The organism is Paracoccus sp. (in: a-proteobacteria), from assembly GCF_047973135.1.
Taxonomy (GTDB): Bacteria; Pseudomonadota; Alphaproteobacteria; order Rhodobacterales; family Rhodobacteraceae; genus Paracoccus.
On sequence record NZ_JBKEBL010000284.1, the window covers coordinates 1 to 16149 of the forward strand.

Annotated in this window: 16 protein-coding genes and 1 tRNA gene; 12 read left to right on the plus strand and 5 right to left on the minus strand. The window is 63.7% G+C overall.

Going from position 1 to position 16149, the window contains the following annotated elements; all coding sequences use genetic code 11:
• Positions 1-1172 (minus strand): pseudouridine synthase (locus ACK5L9_RS20860; RefSeq protein WP_416913377.1); only part of this gene is annotated, 1172 nt, incomplete at its 3' end.
• Positions 1173-1293: 121 nt separating this feature from the next.
• On the opposite strand from ACK5L9_RS20860, the gene ACK5L9_RS20865 reads away from it, so the two are divergent.
• From ACK5L9_RS20865 to ACK5L9_RS20875, 3 genes are all read left to right on the plus strand, one after another.
• Positions 1294-1746, plus strand: coding sequence for a nucleoside deaminase (locus ACK5L9_RS20865; RefSeq protein ID WP_416913378.1), 453 nt, complete (start codon positions 1294-1296; stop codon positions 1744-1746).
• Complete coding sequence (locus ACK5L9_RS20870; protein WP_416913379.1) at positions 1743-2345, plus strand: HAD family hydrolase; 603 nt, start codon at positions 1743-1745, stop codon at positions 2343-2345. The genes ACK5L9_RS20865 and ACK5L9_RS20870 overlap by 4 nt, the downstream gene beginning before the upstream one ends.
• A gap of 39 nt (positions 2346-2384) precedes the next feature.
• Positions 2385-2458, plus strand: a tRNA-Gly gene (locus tag ACK5L9_RS20875).
• A 67-nt stretch (positions 2459-2525) separates the two neighbouring features.
• On the opposite strand, the gene ACK5L9_RS20880 is transcribed toward ACK5L9_RS20875, so the two are convergent.
• From ACK5L9_RS20880 to ACK5L9_RS20890, 3 genes are all read right to left on the minus strand, one after another.
• On the minus strand, positions 2526-5072 hold the full coding sequence (locus ACK5L9_RS20880) for a penicillin-binding protein 1A (RefSeq protein WP_416913380.1): 2547 nt from the start codon (positions 5070-5072) through the stop codon (positions 2526-2528).
• A gap of 82 nt (positions 5073-5154) precedes the next feature.
• The gene (locus ACK5L9_RS20885) at positions 5155-6354 is read right to left on the minus strand and encodes an N-acetylmuramoyl-L-alanine amidase (RefSeq protein WP_416913381.1); all 1200 of its coding nucleotides are present in this window, start codon (positions 6352-6354) and stop codon (positions 5155-5157) included.
• A complete protein-coding gene (locus tag ACK5L9_RS20890) occupies positions 6351-7496 on the minus strand; it encodes a pyridoxal phosphate-dependent aminotransferase (RefSeq protein WP_416913382.1) in 1146 nt (381 codons plus the stop codon). The genes ACK5L9_RS20885 and ACK5L9_RS20890 overlap by 4 nt, the downstream gene beginning before the upstream one ends.
• 162 nt (positions 7497-7658) lie before the next feature.
• Here ACK5L9_RS20890 and ACK5L9_RS20895 point away from each other — a divergent pair, with 162 nt between their 5' ends.
• Both ACK5L9_RS20895 and ACK5L9_RS20900 read left to right on the plus strand, forming a co-directional pair.
• Positions 7659-8408: a DsbA family protein gene (locus tag ACK5L9_RS20895; protein WP_416913383.1), complete on the plus strand. Its 750-nt coding sequence runs from the start codon at positions 7659-7661 to the stop codon at positions 8406-8408.
• A 36-nt stretch (positions 8409-8444) separates the two neighbouring features.
• Positions 8445-8783: a hypothetical protein gene (locus ACK5L9_RS20900; RefSeq protein WP_416913384.1), complete on the plus strand. Its 339-nt coding sequence runs from the start codon at positions 8445-8447 to the stop codon at positions 8781-8783.
• A gap of 81 nt (positions 8784-8864) precedes the next feature.
• On the opposite strand, the gene betI is transcribed toward ACK5L9_RS20900, so the two are convergent.
• Positions 8865-9431, minus strand: coding sequence for a choline-responsive transcriptional repressor BetI (gene betI / locus ACK5L9_RS20905; RefSeq protein ID WP_416913385.1), 567 nt, complete (start codon positions 9429-9431; stop codon positions 8865-8867).
• 80 nt (positions 9432-9511) lie between these two features.
• On the opposite strand from betI, the gene choX reads away from it, so the two are divergent.
• From choX to ACK5L9_RS20940, 7 genes are all read left to right on the plus strand, one after another.
• A complete protein-coding gene (choX, locus tag ACK5L9_RS20910; protein ID WP_416913386.1) occupies positions 9512-10453 on the plus strand; it encodes a choline ABC transporter substrate-binding protein in 942 nt (313 codons plus the stop codon).
• Positions 10454-10565: 112 nt separating this feature from the next.
• Positions 10566-11414 (plus strand): choline ABC transporter permease subunit, encoded by an 849-nt coding sequence (choW, locus tag ACK5L9_RS20915; protein WP_416913387.1) that lies wholly within the window; start codon positions 10566-10568, stop codon positions 11412-11414.
• Between the two features lie 2 nt (positions 11415-11416).
• On the plus strand, positions 11417-12427 hold the full coding sequence (gene choV / locus ACK5L9_RS20920; protein WP_416913391.1) for a choline ABC transporter ATP-binding protein: 1011 nt from the start codon (positions 11417-11419) through the stop codon (positions 12425-12427).
• Positions 12428-12541: 114 nt separating this feature from the next.
• Entirely contained in the window at positions 12542-13702 is a 1161-nt protein-coding gene (locus ACK5L9_RS20925; RefSeq protein ID WP_416913388.1) for an NAD-dependent epimerase/dehydratase family protein, read from the plus strand.
• A 104-nt stretch (positions 13703-13806) separates the two neighbouring features.
• Positions 13807-14967, plus strand: a complete 1161-nt coding sequence (locus tag ACK5L9_RS20930) for an acyl-CoA dehydrogenase family protein (protein ID WP_416913389.1) — start codon at positions 13807-13809, stop codon at positions 14965-14967.
• Positions 14960-15889 (plus strand): DMT family transporter, encoded by a 930-nt coding sequence (locus ACK5L9_RS20935; RefSeq protein ID WP_416913390.1) that lies wholly within the window; start codon positions 14960-14962, stop codon positions 15887-15889. Before ACK5L9_RS20930 ends, ACK5L9_RS20935 begins: the two co-directional genes overlap by 8 nt.
• Positions 15890-15980: 91 nt before the next feature.
• The coding region (locus ACK5L9_RS20940; RefSeq protein ID WP_416913392.1) for a pantoate--beta-alanine ligase at positions 15981-16149 on the plus strand (169 nt) is incomplete at its 3' end.

Here is a 16149-nt window from a genome sequence, read left to right on the forward strand (position 1 = left end):
CCCCCCCCCCCCCCCCCCCCCCCCCCCCCCCCCCCCCCCCCCCCCACGCCCCCCACCCCCCGACGCCGGCCAACCCCCGACCCCCCCGGCACGCGAGTTAAGACGAGACGCCGTCCTACCCCCGACTCACCCGGCTTTGCACCAAAGCTGCGACGCGGACGATCACCTGACTCACCCGGCTTGCCACCAAAGCTGCGGCGCGGACGATCACCGGACTCACCCGGCTTGCCACCAAAGCTGCGACGCGGGCGATCACCGGACCCACCCGGCTTATCCCCAAAGCTGCGACGCGGTCGATCACCGGACTCGCCCGGCTTGCCACCAAAGCTGCGGCGCGGACGGTCGTCGGCGTCGCGGCGCGGCCCACCGGCACCATAGGGGCGAAGTTCGCGGACCTTGTCATCCGCCTCGCCGGTCAGCAGCCCGCCAAGCTGATCGCGCAGCACCCGGCGCTTGACCTCGGACACCTGGTTCCTGTCCAGCCCGGTCAGCTTGAACGGGCCATAGCCGATGCGGATCAGCCGGTTCACCTGCAACCCGACATGCGCCATCGCGCGGCGGATTTCGCGGTTCTTGCCCTCGCGGATGCCGACGGTCAGCCAGGCATTCGCGCCTTGCTGACTGTCCAGCTTGATCTCCATCGGCGCGAAATCTTCGTCATCAATGGTCGCACCCCGGCGCAGCGGCGCAAAGGTCATGTCGTTCGGGACACCGTTCACCCGCACGCGATAGCGCCGCAGCCAGCCCGTCGAAGGCAGTTCCAGTCGGCGCTTCAGCTCTCCGTCATTGGTCAGCAACAGCAGCCCTTCCGAGGTCAGGTCCAGGCGCCCGACCGTCATCACCCGCGGCAAATCGCGCGGCAGAGCGTCAAAGATGGTCTGACGTCCCTTTTCGTCAGCCTCAGTCGTCACCAGACCGACAGGCTTGTAATACAGCCACAGCCGGGTTTCCTGCTTTTCGTCCAGCTTCTTGCCATCGACCGTAATCCGGTCCGACGGCAGCACATCCAGCGCGGGGCTATCGATCTTTTGCCCGTTCACGGTGACGCGGCCCTCGACGATCATCCGCTCGGCCTCGCGGCGGCTGGCGACCCCGGCCCGCGCCATCACCTTGGCGATTCGGTCGGCATCGGCGGGTTTCTGTTGTCCCGATGTGTCGGGCGTGTCGGTCATGGCGAAGTCTCCTGCGCATCGCTGCGGTAGCAAAGAGCGCCTCTTACGCCGTTGCCCCGGCTTGCGAAAGGATTCTTTTTGCCAGCTTGCACCGCCCTGCGCGACCGTGCGACAAGCGGCCATGACAGGCTTCACCTCGCATATGGAAACGGCTCTGGCCGAAGCCCGCGCCGCCGCCAGACGCGGCGAGGTTCCGGTGGGCGCGGTGCTGGTCGCCCCGGATGGCTGCGTCGTTGCCCGCGCCGGAAACCGCACGCGGGAACTGTCCGACCCTACCGCCCATGCCGAAATCCTTGCGATTCGCGCTGGCTGCGCCGCCGCCGGATCCGAACGCCTGCCCGGCCACAGCCTGTGGGTCACGCTGGAGCCCTGCCCGATGTGTGCTGCCGCCATCTCGGCCGCCCGGATCGCGGCGCTGTATTACGGCGCGCATGACCCGAGGATGGGCGGCGTCGCGCATGGCGCGCGCGTATTCGACCATCCGCAATGTCATCACCGCCCGCTGGTCTATGACGACATCGCCGCCGACAGCGCCCGCGACCTGCTGCATTCTTTTTTCAGGGAACGCCGATGAAACATATCGTCTTTGATCTTGGGCAGGTGCTGATCCACTGGGATCCGGAATGCGCTTTTGACGGTGTCTTTGCCACAAGGCAAGAGCTGCGCGACTGGATGGGGCGCGTCGGCTTTGACGACTGGAACCGGCGGCAGGATGCGGGCCGCGATCTGGCCGAGGGGCTGGCCGAGGCCGACCGGTCGCATGGCGCGGATGCCGCCCCGTTGCACAGCTATTGCGCGAATTTTGCGGCCACCATAGCCAATCCGATCCCCGGCACCTGGGACATCGCCGAAACGCTGAAATCCGCAGGCCACCGGCTGTTCGCGATCACCAACTGGTCCGCAGACAACTGGCCCGCAGCGATTGCCTGCTATCCCCGGCTGAACACGCTGTTCGAGGATGTCGTCGTCTCGGGCATCGAACGGTTGCTGAAACCCGCGCCTGAAATCTATCTGACCTTGACCCGCCGCAACGGCATCGCGCCCGGCGATTGCATCTTCATCGACGACAGCGCCGCCAACGTCACCGGTGCCCGCGCGATCGGGATGGACGCGATCCTGTTCGCCGATGCGCCGGGCCTGCGCGCGGAACTGGCAAAACGCGGCATCGGATAGCTTGCACCCCGCGCGCCGGGCTTTTATACGGTATGAAGCGCGGGTGTAGCTCAATGGTAGAGCAGCAGCCTTCCAAGCTGAATACGTGGGTTCGATTCCCATCACCCGCTCCACTATCTCTTTTCGCGACACATGCTGATGCGCCGGGCCATCGGGCGGCGCGGCACGTGCGCGCCGGACCTAATACAGCCCGCCCGAGGACATGGTGCCGAAATCGGCCTTTTTCGGGATGATCTTGCGCTTGCCTGTCGAGGTGGTGATCGAGGTCACGCCGCCGCTTTCGGATTTCCACGGCAGGACCACATTGTCATCGCCGAAACCCGCCACCACATAGGGCGACAACCAGTCGGGATCAGAGCCGTCGCGGAAATACTCGGCCACGACATTCTCGCCCGAGGCGTCGTCGGGCAAGCGCTGGCCGGTAAAACGGTCGATCTTGACCCAGTATCCGCCCGGCGGCACCTTGAACTCGGTTCCGCCAAATTCCTTGACCGCCTCGCGCATGAAGGCGTTGAAAACCGGCACGCACAGCGTTCCGCCAAAGGCATTGCGCCCCAGCGTGCGCGGCTGGTCATAACCCAGATAGCAGCCGGCAACGATATTGCTGGAAAAGCCGATGAACCAGACATCCTTGGCATCATTCGTGGTGCCGGTCTTGCCCGCGATGGGAACCGGCAGGTTGACGCCCTTGCCCGAGCCACGCTTGACCACGCCCTCCATCATGGATGTCAACTGATAGGCGGTGACTGCATCCATCACCCGTTCGCGGTTATTGTCGATCACCGGTCCCTGCCCGGCGGGCAGGGCCTGCATGCCACAGGTCTCGCATACGCGCTTGTCATGGCGATAGATGGTGCGCCCGCGCCGGTCCTGAACGCGGTCAACCAGCGCGGGTTCCACCCTTTCGCCGCCATTGGCAAACATCGCATAAGCGGCCACCATCTTGAACAGCGTCGTTTCCTGCGCGCCAAGAGCATTGGCCAGATACGGCGCAAGATGATCGTAAACGCCAAATTTTTCGGCATATTCGGCGACGCGGTCCATGCCGATATCCTGCGCGATGCGGATCGTCATCAGGTTGCGCGACTGTTCGATCCCGGTGCGCAAGGGGGTCGGGCCATAGTGCTTGCCGCTGGCATTCTGCGGCTCCCACAGGCCTTCGGGGGTGTTCAGGGTGATCGGCTCGTCCACGACAATCGTGGCGGGGGTATACCGGTTATCCAGCGCGGCGGCATAGACAAAGGGCTTGAAGCTGGAACCTGGCTGCCGCATCGCCTGAGTCGCGCGGTTGAACACCGAGGATTGATAGGAAAAGCCCCCCTGCATCGCCATGACCCGGCCCGTGTTCACGTCCATCGCCATAAAGCCGCCTTCGACCTCGGGCACCTGCCGCAGGGTCCAGCGGACGAAGGCACCGGTCTTGTCGTCAGTCATGGCCCGGACCAGCACCACATCGCCAACCTGGACCAGATCGCCCGCCACCTGCGCCTTGGGGCCAAGCGAACCCGTCGCCCGGTCCAGCCTGCGCGCCCATTGCACGTCGCGCGCGGGCACCCAATGGCCGTCGGCATCCTCTTCGATGCCCTCGATCCCGATCCGCGCGTCCTGCGCGCCAACCTCAAGCACGACCGCCGGATACCAGCCCGGAATATCGCGCGGAACCCGCAGGGCATACAGCGCCCCGCGCCAGACCGCCTCGTCGGTCAGTTGGTCGGCCGGGATCGTCTCGCCCGTGCCGCGCCAGACGCCCGTGCCCCGGTCATAGTTTTCCAGCGCATCGCGCAACGCGGCGGCGGCGGCTGTCTGCAATTTCGGATCGACGGTTGCACGAATGGTCAGCCCGCCGCCGAAAAATTCGTCCTCGCCAAATTCGCGGCTAAGCTGGCGGCGGATTTCGTCGGTGAAATAGTCGCGCGGCGGCATCTGGCTGCTGGCCGAGGGGAAATCGCCGTTCTGCACGGAACGCAACGGCAGCTTGGCCTCGGATTGATAGGTCGCCTCGTCGATATAGCCGTTCTGCCACATCTCGCGCAGGACATAGTTGCGGCGTTCCGTCACCCGGTCCTTGGCGCGGACCGGGTGATAACGGCCCGGAGCCTGCGGCATCGCGGCCAGCATTGCCGCCTCGTGCGGGGCCAGCTCGGACAGCGATTTGTTGAAATAGGTCTGCGCGGCAGCAGCCACGCCAAAGCTGTTCTGGCCCAGAGAAATCTCGTTCAGATACAGTTCCAGAATCTGATCCTTGGTCAGCGCCCGTTCCAGCCGCGAGGCCAGGATCAATTCCTTGACCTTGCGTTCGACGCTGCGATCACTGGACAGAAGGAAATTCTTCATGACCTGCTGGGTGATGGTCGAAGCGCCACGCATCTGCTCGCCCCCCGACCGGACCGCCTGCACCGCCGCTGCCACAATTCCGCGCAGGTCATAGCCGGGATGGCTGTAAAAGGACTTGTCCTCGGCGCTGATGAAAGCCTCTTTCACCAGATCGGGGATTTCCTCGCTGGGCACAAAGATCCGGCGTTCTTCGGCAAATTCGTCGATCAGCCTGCCCTCGCCCGAATAGACGCGGCTGATCGTCTTGGGGCTGTATTGCGCCAACGCGCCGTGACTGGGCAGGTCGCGCGAATACATCCAGAAGATCGCGCCCAGAGTCAGCGCGGCGAAAAAGGCGGCGGTCACGACCCAGGAAAAGATCGCGCCAAAGAATGAGAGGATGCTGCGCAACACGGCGGGAAAGGCCTTTCAGTTTCTGCCCCGTCTATAGACATGGCAACGATCAGCGTCAAAACAACACTGGGTCATCGCGTGGTCAGCGGCGCAGCACCGCACTGCGCGAGCGTTCGTCCCGCGCCCAGCCGCTGACCGAATCGGCCAGCACCTGCACCATGCGCGCCCGCCATGCCGGATCGCCCATATTGCGCCGGTCCTCGGGGTCCGAGATAAATCCCAGTTCCAGCAGAACCGAGGGGATGTCCGGTGCCTTGAGAACCGAGAAAGCCGCGCCCTGAACCGGCCGCCCGTGCAAGCCAATATCCTGCAACGCCATACGCGAAATCAGGAAACGCGCGAAGTTTTCCGATCGCGGCTGCGTGTCGGTGCGCGCGAAATCCATCATCACCGCCGCCAGCGCATCATCCTGCCCCGACAGATCAACCCCGGCCAGCAGGTCGTCGCGGTCATGCCGCGCTGCCAGTTGCGCCGCCGCCTGATCGTTGGCCTTCCGGCTCCAGACATAGACAGTCGCGCCCGCCGCCTGCCCGCTTGGCAACGCATCAGCATGGACCGAGATGAACAGATCGCCCGCCGCCGCGCGTGCCATGGTGGTCCGCTGTTCAAGGCTGACGAAATCGTCGCTGTCGCGGGTCATGACAACGCGAATCCCCCGCGCCTCAAGCGCGCGGCGCAGCTCCAGCGCGAAACCCAGCACAAGCTGCGCCTCGGTCGTATCGCCGGCCTGCGCCCCCGGATCAAAGCCGCCATGCCCCGGATCCAGCACCACGGTCAGCCCGTCATCGGGCGGCGCAGGCGGCAGTTCGGCAGGTGCCGGCAGATCGCGCAGCGCGGTCGTGGCACTGGGGCGCGGCGCGAAATCCTTGTCACTGACCGGTTCCAGTTCGACGCGGATCACCGGCTCGGGCGCGGTGGTGCGCTGCCCCGCAAGGGCAATGCGGTAAGGGCCGGGCAGTTCGATCACCATCCGCGACCAACCCTGCTGAAACCGTCCCCAACGGATCGCGGGCACCAGATCGTGCCCGAACAGGTCGCCGGTGCGCAGCCCTCCGAAATCCGCGCCCTCCAGATCGACGATCAGCCGCGCCGGGTCGCCGACCAGAAACACGCGGTAAGGTACGGCACGGTCCAGAGTCAGTGTCAGGGCCATCGGTCGGGGCCTGCCCCGGTCCCGCCCCTCGGCGGTCAGATGCGACGCTCCGAGTTGCAGCCGGGCGGGCTCTTGCGCATGCACCTGCCACGCGAATAGCAGCGCCAGAAGAAAGGCGAGGCATTTCATCGTGCGGTCCGGTACGCGGCCATGAAGGCAGCCAGCCGACGCAACCCCTCGGCAATATCCTCTGTCCCGCGCGCATAAGAAAACCGCAGCGTCCGTGCGCCGCGGTCGGGGTCGAAATCCAGTCCGGGCGTGACGGCAACGCCTGCCTCATCCAGAATCCGCGCCGCAAATGCCAGCGAATCATCTGTCAGATCCGACACATCCGCATAGATATAGAACGCCCCCTCGGGCGGCGCGATTCTGGTGAACCCGGCCCTTGGCAGGCCTTCCAGCATCAGACGGCGGTTTTCGGCATAGACGGCCAGATTGGCCCGCGCCTCATCCTCGCAATCCAGCGCCGCCAGCGCTGCTACCTGACTGGCATGGGGCGGGCAGATGAACATGTTCTGGGCCAGCCGCTCGACCGTGCGGACATGCGCCTCGGGGACCACCATCCAGCCGACGCGCCAGCCGGTCATGGAAAAATACTTGCTGAACGAATTGATGACGAAAACATCATCCGTCACCTCAAGCGCGGAACAACAGCGGTCCCCATAGGACAGCCCGTGGTAAATCTCGTCCGAAATCACCGCCATCCCGCGTTCTGCCGCCGCATCCGTCAGTGCCCGCATCTCGTCCCGCCGTAACACCGTGCCCGAGGGGTTGCCGGGCGAGGCTAGAATCAGCCCCGCCGCATCCGGCAGATCCTGCGGGCGCGGCTGATAGCGGTCTTCTGCGCGCGTCGCGATCCCCACCGGTTCCAGCGACATCGCCCGCAGAATCTGGCGATAGCTGGGATAGCCCGGCAGTCCCATCGCCACCCGGTCCCCGGCGTCGAACAGCGCCGAAAAGGCCAGAATGAAGGCCCCGCTGCTGCCAGGCGTCACGACGACACGGGCCGGATCCAGATCGACCCCGTACCAGCGCCGGTACAACCCCGCGATCCCCTGACGCAACCGGGGCAGGCCAAGGGCGACGGTATAGCCCAAAGGCTGCGACAATGCGCGGGAAAGGGCCTGCCTCGCGCCTGCGGGGGCGGGGGTGCCGGGCTGGCCTACCTCCATATGGATAATGTGGCGGCCCGCCGCCTCGGCCCGTGCTGCTGCCTCCATCACATCCATGACAATGAACGGATCAACCTGTCCGCGCGTGGATTGCCGCATTTGCCCCTGCTCCGATTGCCTGTGGCCCGTGCTTTTCCCCCGTCCTAACGCAGCTTCGGACCCGCGCCCAGCCTTAATGCCTCACACAGCCGTGTGACCGGCTTTCTTGCGTTCCGCGCGCCATCGGTCCAAGCTGACCGCGATCCCAAGCCGAGGAATGCCATGAAACGTCTGATCGCCGCGCTGCTGCTGACCGCGACACCCGTCCTTGCCTTCGACATCTCGTCCATGTCCGACGACGAAAAGGCTGCCTTCGGCGAGGCCGTCCGCGACTATCTGATGGCCAATCCCGAGGTGCTGATCGAATCGATCAACGTGCTGGAAGAACGCCGCGCCAATGATGCGGCCATGAACGACAAGGAACTGGTCGCCGCGAATCTTGACGCCATTTTCATGGATGGCCACAGTTGGGTCGGCGGCAATCCTCAGGGTGATCTGACCATGGTCGAATTCATCGACTACCGCTGCGGAGTCTGCCGCCGCTTCAATGACGAGGTGCGCGATATCGTCGCGAAAGACGGCAACATCCGTCTGATCATGAAGGAATTTCCGATCCTCGGTCAGGACAGCGAGGCATCGGCCCGCTTTGCCATCTCGGTCAAGCAGATTGCCGGGGATGATGCTTACCTCAAGGCGCATGACGCGCTGATCGCCCTGCGCAGCCCGGCCAGCATCGACGCCCTGAAAAAGGTCGCCGGGGATATAGGCGTGGATGCCGACGAGGTGGTGAACACGATGAATACCGACTCTGTCAGCGCCATCCTGCGCGAGAATTATCAGCTTGCCGAACGCATGGCGATTCAGGGCACGCCCACCTTTGTCATTGGCGACGAATTGCTGCGCGGCGTTCCGGCGGCAGGGCTGACGGCGACGGTTCAGGACATCCGCAAACAGATCGCAGACAAGGGCTGAGCGCGCGCGCAAGGTTCAACAGACAAGAGGAAGCGGATGAAACACGCTGCGTTTGCCCTGATTTTATTCGCGGCCTCCGGGGCGGTCGGAACTGTCCCGGCCGCCGCGCAAGAGGCTGTGGATTTCAGCGCCAGCGACGACTGGTGCCGTGGCTATCCACAGAAATGCGTGGATGCCGGAACGGTGCGCGGCGTCGCCGCGCTCAAGGACAGCGACGGCCCGCTGACCATCCAGATGGCTGCCAGACGGTTGCAATACGTGCTGCCCCGATCCACCGCGATCAACGCCAGAAAGCTGATCGAGATGAACGGATGGACCGGCGCGACGATCGACACGGCAATCCCCGAGAACATGCAATTCCGCGTGCTGGATTAGGCCTGCCATATGCGCGGCACCTGCCTCGTGTGGTTACCGGACGGGGGTGTCGGTCGCACACAGGTTCTACCCGGCCCGCTGTCAGCCAAGCGCTTCATCAACGTAATCGGTGACGATCTTCAACGCGGCCCCGGCATCGACCGGCCCCGGCGTCAACACCGCGCGCAGATAGACGCCGTCGATCAGTGCCTCAAGCGTCCGGGCCATGGGCAGCGGATTCGGCGTCACCGCCCGCAGTGCCACGACCAGATTCGAGCGCAGCCGCCGATGATAGATTCGCAGCAGCCGTGCGGCCTCATCATTCGTATGCGACAACGCATAGAAATTCAGCCAGGCGCTGATCGTGTCGCGCCGGAAATTCGGGGCCGAGAAACTGGCCCGCAGAATCGCGTCAAGGCGCCCGCGCGCGCCCTTGCCCTGAATGCCGTCGCGCACCGAATTGCCATAGACGCGCATGATATAGCGCATGGAGTGCAGAAAAAGCTGGTCCTTGGACCCGAAATAGTGATGCGCCAGCGCCGGGGACATGCCCGCGCGCTGCGCAATCTGGGCGACGGTGACGTCCAGAGAACCCGTTCGCCCGATCTCGTGGATCGTGGCGTTGATTAATGCGGCTTTTCGGATAGGCTCTGCGCCAAGCTTCGGCATCCGAATGCTCGTGTTACTAACCCTCTGACTCGTATAGCCGATTCTTGATTGGCGAGTCAATCAACAATAAGGAGCAATCCATGACCCCTTTCCGCATCGCCGCCATTCTGGCACTGGGTACGGCTCTGACCGGCCCAGCCTTCGCGGCCGAGCCTGCGCAATGCGGCAAGGTCACGCTGTCCGATGTCGGTTGGACGGATATTACCGCGACGACGGCACTGGCCTCGACCGTGTTGCAGGCTTTGGGATACCAGACCGAAACCAAGGTTCTGTCGCTGCCAGTGACCTTCACGGCGCTGTCCACCGACGATGTGGACGTGTTTCTGGGCAACTGGATGCCCACGATGGAGGCCGATATCGGCCCCTATACCAAGGCAGGCACGATCGACACGGTGCGCGTGAACCTGACCGGCGCGAAATACACGCTGGCCACCAACAAGGCGGGCGCGGATCTGGGCATCACCGATTTTTCGGTAATCGCCGCGCAGAAAGACGCGCTGGACGGCAAGATCTATGGGATCGAGCCGGGCAATGACGGAAACCGCCTGCTGCTTGAGATGGTGGCAAATGACCAGTTCGGGCTGGGCACGTTCGAGATCGTCGAAAGCAGCGAACAGGGGATGCTGGCGCAGGTGGCGCGGCAGGACGGCGCGGGCAAGCCCATCGTCTTTCTGGGGTGGGAACCGCATCCGATGAACACGCAGTTCCAGATGACCTATCTGTCGGGTGGCGACGATCTGTTCGGGCCGAATTTTGGCGGGGCCGAGGTGCGCACGAACACCCGTTCGGGCTATGTTACCGAATGCCCCAATATCGGCCGGTTCCTGCAAAATCTGGAATTCACCCTGCCGATGGAAAACGAGGTGATGGGCGCGATCCTGAATGACGGCACCGATCCGATGGACGCCGCCAAAGCCTGGCTGAAGGCCCATCCCGATGCCTATGCGGGCTGGCTGGATGGCGTCACCACCCTTGACGGCAACGACGCGCTGTCGGCGCTGGACAGCGCGCTGAAGGGCTGAACCCATGTCCGTTTCCGCCCCTTCGCCGGGGCGGGAACGCCCGTCAGCAATCATCAAGACCTTGTGCCGTCAAAGACATGTTATGGCGCGCGCCTGAGACCGGGAATTCCGAATGGAGCAGCTAACCGCTTTCGTCACCGACCACAAAATCCCCGTCGGAAAGACCGCCAAGGCGGCTTTCGACTGGCTGAACGGGCATGGCTCGGGGATGTTCAACGCCCTGTCCGACGCGATGGACTGGCTGATCGGGCGCATTCAGGCGGGGCTGGATTATCCGCATCCCTTCGTCTTTATCGCACTTGCGGTAGCGCTGACCTTTGCGCTGCAACGACGGTTGCGGACCTGCCTGCTGGTGGCGGCGGGGCTGCTGTTCATCCTTAATCAGGGCTATTGGGACGAGACGATGCAATCGCTGACGCTGGTACTGGCCTCTTGCATGGTCTGCATGGTCATCGGCGTACCGGTGGGCATCGCAGCGGCACACCGGCCCCGGCTGTATGCATGGATGCGGCCGATGCTGGACCTGATGCAGACCCTGCCCACCTTTGTCTATCTGATCCCGGCCATCGTGTTCTTTGGCATCGGCATGGTGCCCGGCCTGCTGGCGACGGTAATCTTTGTGCTGCCCGCGCCGATCCGGCTGACGCAGCTTGGCATCAGTTCGACCCCGGCCCCGCTGATCGAGGCCGCGCGGGCCTTTGGCGCGACGCCCCGGCAATTGCTGTGGAAGGTCGAACTGCCAAGCGCGCTGCCTCAGATCATGGCGGGGCTGAACCAGACGATCATGCTGTCGCTGTCGATGGTGGTGATCGCGGCGCTGGTCGGTGCGTCGGGGCTGGGGGTGCCGGTGGTGCGCGCGCTGAACAGTGTGAACACGGCGCTTGGCTTTGAATCGGGGTTCGTCATCGTCATCGTCGCGATCATGCTGGACCGGATGCTGCGCATGGAGGGCCGGAAATGAACATGTTACCCAATGCCGTCGAATTTGACCGTGTCAGCATCGTCTTTGGCGACGCGCCCGAAACCGCCCTGCCGCTGATGGACGAGGGGCTGGAACGCGGCCCCATCAAGCAGGAAACCGGGCAGGTTCTGGGTGTCCATGATTGCAGCCTGACCGTCGCACAGGGCGAGATTCTGGTGCTGATGGGCCTGTCCGGGTCAGGTAAATCGACACTGCTGCGCGCGGTCAATGCCCTGAACGAGGTTTGCCGGGGCGAGGTCCGGGTCTGGGACGGGGCGCGGATGATCTCGGTCACGGGGGCGCGGGGCCGCGAATTGCGCGACATCCGGTTGCGTCAGGTGGCGATGGTGTTCCAGCAGTTCGGTCTGTTGCCCTGGCGTACCGTGCGCGAGAATGTCGGGCTGGGGCTGGAACTTGCGGGGCTGCCCGCTCAGGCGCGCCGCAAGCGGGTGGATCGGCAGTTGCAGATGGTCGGACTGTCGGACTGGGCCGAGCGCAAGGTGGGCGAATTGTCTGGCGGCATGCAGCAGCGCGTCGGGCTGGCCCGCGCTTTTGCCACTGACGCCCCGATCCTGTTGATGGACGAACCCTTCAGCGCGCTGGATCCGCTGATCCGGGGCCGGTTGCAGGATGAATTGCTGGAATTGCAGGCCCGCGCACGGCGCACGATCATCTTTGTCAGTCACGATCTGGACGAGGCCTTCAAGCTGGGCAACCGCATCGCGCTGATGGAGGGCGGGCGGATCGTCCAGATTGGATCGGCCCGCGACATCATCGCCAATCCGGTGAACGATTACGTCGCCGACTTCGTAGCACATATGAACCCTCTGGGCGTTCTGCGGGCTGCCGATGTGGCTGTGCCGGGCCAAGCGCCGGGACAACCGGTTCCCGCCGACATGCCCGTCCGCGAGGTGATGGGCCTGCTGGCCGGAACCGAGGCGCTGCCCGTCGCGGGTGGCGGGCGGATCACCCGCGACGCCGTTCTGGCACGGCTGCTTGATCCGCGCGGCTGAATGCCGCCGGTTTGTGTCGGTTCCGTGTCGCAACGCCGCGCCGGGATGGCGCCCGCGAACCTGCCGTTCTAGAACCGTCACCGGAAATTCGTGTCCCATAACGAAGGCGGTTTCATGAAAATCATCATTCTGGGCGGCGACGGGTTCTGCGGATGGCCGACCGCGCTGCATCTGTCCGCGCGCGGCCATGACGTCATCATCGTGGACAACCTGTCGCGGCGGAAAATCGACATCGAACTAGAGGTTTCCAGCCTGACCCCGATCCGCCCCCTGGGCGAGCGCGTGCGCACCTGGCACGAGCTGACCAACCATCAAATCCGCGTCGAGAAATTCACCGTGGGCGAACATTATCACCGCCTGCTGACGCTGCTTGGCAAGGAACGGCCGGACACCGTGATCCATTTCGCCGAACAGCGCGCCGCGCCTTATTCAATGAAATCAAGCTGGCACAAGCGTTATACCGTCAACAATAACCTGAACGCGACGAATGACATTCTGGCTGCCATCGTGGAAAGCGGGCAGGATATTCATCTGGTACATCTGGGGACGATGGGGGTCTATGGTTATGGCACGGCGGGAATGAAGATCCCCGAGGGCTATCTGCCGGTGGTGGTCGAAACCGAGAACGGCCCCCACCGGCAAGAGATCCTGTATCCCGCCAATCCCGGCAGCATCTATCACATGACCAAAACGCAGGATCAGCTTTTCTTCTTCTATTACAACAAGAATGACGGCGTGCAGATCACCGATCTGCATCAGGGCATCGTCTGGGGAACCCAGACCGAAGAAACCCGGATGGATGACCGGCTGATCAACCGTTTCGACTATGACGGCGATTACGGCACGGTGCTGAACCGGTTCCTGATGCAGGCCGCCATCGGCTATCCGCTGACGGTGCATGGCACCGGCGGCCAGACCCGCGCCTTCATTCACATCCAGGACACCTGCCGCTGCATCGAGCTGGCCCTGCTGAACCCACCCGCGCGGGGCGAGCGGGTGAATATCCTGAACCAGATGACCGAAACCCACCGCGTGCGCGATCTGGCGCAGATGATCAGCGACCAGACCGGGGTTCAGGTCGCCTATCTGAAGAACCCGCGCAACGAGGCGGATGAAAACGACCTGCATGTCGCCAATGACCGCTTTCTGGGGCTGGGCTTGGATCCGATCCGATTGCAGGACGGGCTGCTGGCCGAAGTGCAGGAAATCGCGCGCAAATACGCCGACCGCTGCGACCGCGACAAGATCCCCTGCGTCTCGCAATGGCGGGCCTGAGGGCTTGCTTTCTTACTCAACTTACCATCATCATACACATCGTATGCTTGCTTACCATATGTGGGAGTGATAAAGTACATCAGGTTACGAAAAAGGGCATGGCCATGATCGAAAGAAACCTGTTCCGCGAAGAGCACCACATGTTCCGCGATACCGTCCGGAAATTCGTGGAAAAAGAGATCGTGCCCTATCATGCACAATGGGAAAAGGACGGCATCGTCCCGCGCGAATTATGGCTGAAGGCCGGCGAACAGGGGATGCTGTGCTGCACCGTGCCCGAAGAATATGGCGGACTTGGCCTTGATTATCTGTTCGATGTAGTCGTGTTCGAAGAGTTGTGGCGCGCGGGGGCCTCGGGGCCGGGCTTCCTGATCCATACCGATCTGGTGGCGACCTATATCGCCGGCTTTGGAACCGAGGAGCAAAAGCGGAAATTCCTGCCAAAAATGGTGACGGGCGAATGGATCGGCTCGCTTGGCATGACCGAACCGCATGCCGGATCCGACCTCAAGGCGATCCGCACCCGCGCGGTGCGCGATGGCAATGAATTTGTGGTAAACGGGCAAAAGGTCTTTATCTCGAACGGCCAGCTTTGCGATGTGCTGGTGCTGGCAACCAAGACCGACAGCGAGGCGGGCGCGAAGGGCGTGACCCTGTTTCTGGTCGAGGGCGACCGCCCCGGTTTTACCCGCGGCCAGAACCTTGAAAAGCTGGGGATGAAGGCGCAGGACACGTCCGAACTGTTCTTTGACAACATGCGCCTTCCGCCCGAAAACATGCTGGGCACCGAGGGCGAGGGGTTCGGGCTGATGATGACCAAGCTCAGCCAGGAGCGGCTGGCCCAGGCGGTGCGTTCGACCACCGTGGCCGAAACCGTGGTCGAACAGACCGTCGCCTATACCATGGACCGCATGGCCTTTGGCAAGTCGATCTTCGATCAGCAAAACACCCAGTTCAAGCTGGCGCAGTTACGGGCCGAAACCGTGTCCTGCCGGGTTTTTACCGACAAATGCATCGAATTGTTCATGCAGGGCAAGCTGGATCCCGTCGATGCGGCAATGCTGAAACTGATGTCCACCGACCTGCATTGCAAGGTGGTGGACGAGTGTTTGCAGCTTCATGGCGGCTGGGGCTATATGTGGGAATATCCCATCGCGCGCGCCTATGCCGACGCGCGGATCACGCGGATCGCCGGAGGTTCAACCGAGATCATGAAGCTGATCATTGCCCGGCAAATGGCGCAGGATGCGCGGGCCCGTGCCTGAGCTGGCGCCGAAAGTCGTCGCCGCAAGCCGCCACCCCAGTGCCACATCGGCCATGGCAGGCATCGCCTTCATGGCGGGCGGGTTCTTCTTTTACGCCACCTCGGACATGCTGGCCAAGCTGCTGACCCAGTCGATGCACCCGTTGCAGGTTGCCTGGACGCGCCAGCTTGGCCTGTTCGCCGTGGTTCTGGTGCTGCTGACGATCCACGGCACACGGGTCTTGCGCAGCCGCCATCCGGTGCTGCAACTGTCCCGAGGGCTGACAGCGGTTGTGACATCGGCCAGCTTTATCTTCGCGGTGGCCTATGTGCCGCTGGCGGACGCGGTGACGGTCACATTCGTTGCGCCCTTCATCGTCACGGTGCTGGCCGCGCTGATCCTGCACGAAAGCGTCGGCACAAGGCGCTGGATCGCCGTCGCCCTTGGCTTTGCGGGCACGCTGGTGGTGATCCGCCCCGGCGCAGGCGTCTTTCACCCGGCGATTTTTCTGGTCCTCGTGACCAGCACCGCCTTTGCGCTGCGCCAGATTCTGTCCCGCCTGCTCAGCGGGGACGAACCGATCCTGACCACCATCGCCTATACCGGGCTGACCGCCAGCCTGCTGCTGACCATCCCCCTGCCCTTCATCTGGACCACGCCAGCCGACTGGCGGGTGACGCTGCTGATGCTGGGAACGGCGGCCACCGCAGGCATCGCCGAACTTGCGATCATCCGCGCATTAGAGCTGGCGCAGGCGGTCGTGCTGGCACCGGTCCAGTACACGCTGATGATCTGGAGCACGCTTTGGGGCTTTCTGGTCTTTGGCCAGCTTCCCGATGGCTGGACCGTCGCGGGCGCGGCGATCATCGCGGCATCGGGGGCCTATAGCCTGTGGCGCGAATACCGGCTGGGGCGGCGGCTGCCAGCGGCGCTGCCAGGTTAGCCTGCCATCCGCCATGCTGCGCCGCAGCACTTGCATGACAGGGGGCAGTTCCGATAGTTTGCGGCGCAGCCAGCGTCAGGGAGGGCCAGATATGCAGATTTGCCGCGATACGCGGGCAATGCGAGGTTGTGTGGCCGCCTGGCGGGCCGAAGGGCAGCGAATCGCCCTGGTGCCTACCATGGGCGCGCTGCATGAAGGGCATCTGTCGCTGGTTGCCCATGCGCGCGACTGGTTGCAGGCGCGCGGCGGCGGGCGGATCG

What these genes read in the sequence shown, in the direction of transcription:
- ACK5L9_RS20865 (WP_416913378.1), top strand. Translation starts at nt 1,294, where the DNA reads ATGACAGGCTTCACCTCGCATATGGAAACGGCTCTGGCCGAAGCCCGC.
- ACK5L9_RS20870 (WP_416913379.1), top strand. Translation starts at nt 1,743, where the DNA reads ATGAAACATATCGTCTTTGATCTTGGGCAGGTGCTGATCCACTGGGAT.
- ACK5L9_RS20885 (WP_416913381.1), bottom strand. Translation starts at nt 6,354, where the DNA reads ATGAAATGCCTCGCCTTTCTTCTGGCGCTGCTATTCGCGTGGCAGGTG.
- ACK5L9_RS20890 (WP_416913382.1), bottom strand. Translation starts at nt 7,496, where the DNA reads ATGCGGCAATCCACGCGCGGACAGGTTGATCCGTTCATTGTCATGGAT.
- ACK5L9_RS20895 (WP_416913383.1), top strand. Translation starts at nt 7,659, where the DNA reads ATGAAACGTCTGATCGCCGCGCTGCTGCTGACCGCGACACCCGTCCTT.
- ACK5L9_RS20900 (WP_416913384.1), top strand. Translation starts at nt 8,445, where the DNA reads ATGAAACACGCTGCGTTTGCCCTGATTTTATTCGCGGCCTCCGGGGCG.
- betI (WP_416913385.1), bottom strand. Translation starts at nt 9,431, where the DNA reads ATGCCGAAGCTTGGCGCAGAGCCTATCCGAAAAGCCGCATTAATCAAC.
- choX (WP_416913386.1), top strand. Translation starts at nt 9,512, where the DNA reads ATGACCCCTTTCCGCATCGCCGCCATTCTGGCACTGGGTACGGCTCTG.
- choW (WP_416913387.1), top strand. Translation starts at nt 10,566, where the DNA reads ATGGAGCAGCTAACCGCTTTCGTCACCGACCACAAAATCCCCGTCGGA.
- choV (WP_416913391.1), top strand. Translation starts at nt 11,417, where the DNA reads ATGTTACCCAATGCCGTCGAATTTGACCGTGTCAGCATCGTCTTTGGC.
- ACK5L9_RS20925 (WP_416913388.1), top strand. Translation starts at nt 12,542, where the DNA reads ATGAAAATCATCATTCTGGGCGGCGACGGGTTCTGCGGATGGCCGACC.
- ACK5L9_RS20930 (WP_416913389.1), top strand. Translation starts at nt 13,807, where the DNA reads ATGATCGAAAGAAACCTGTTCCGCGAAGAGCACCACATGTTCCGCGAT.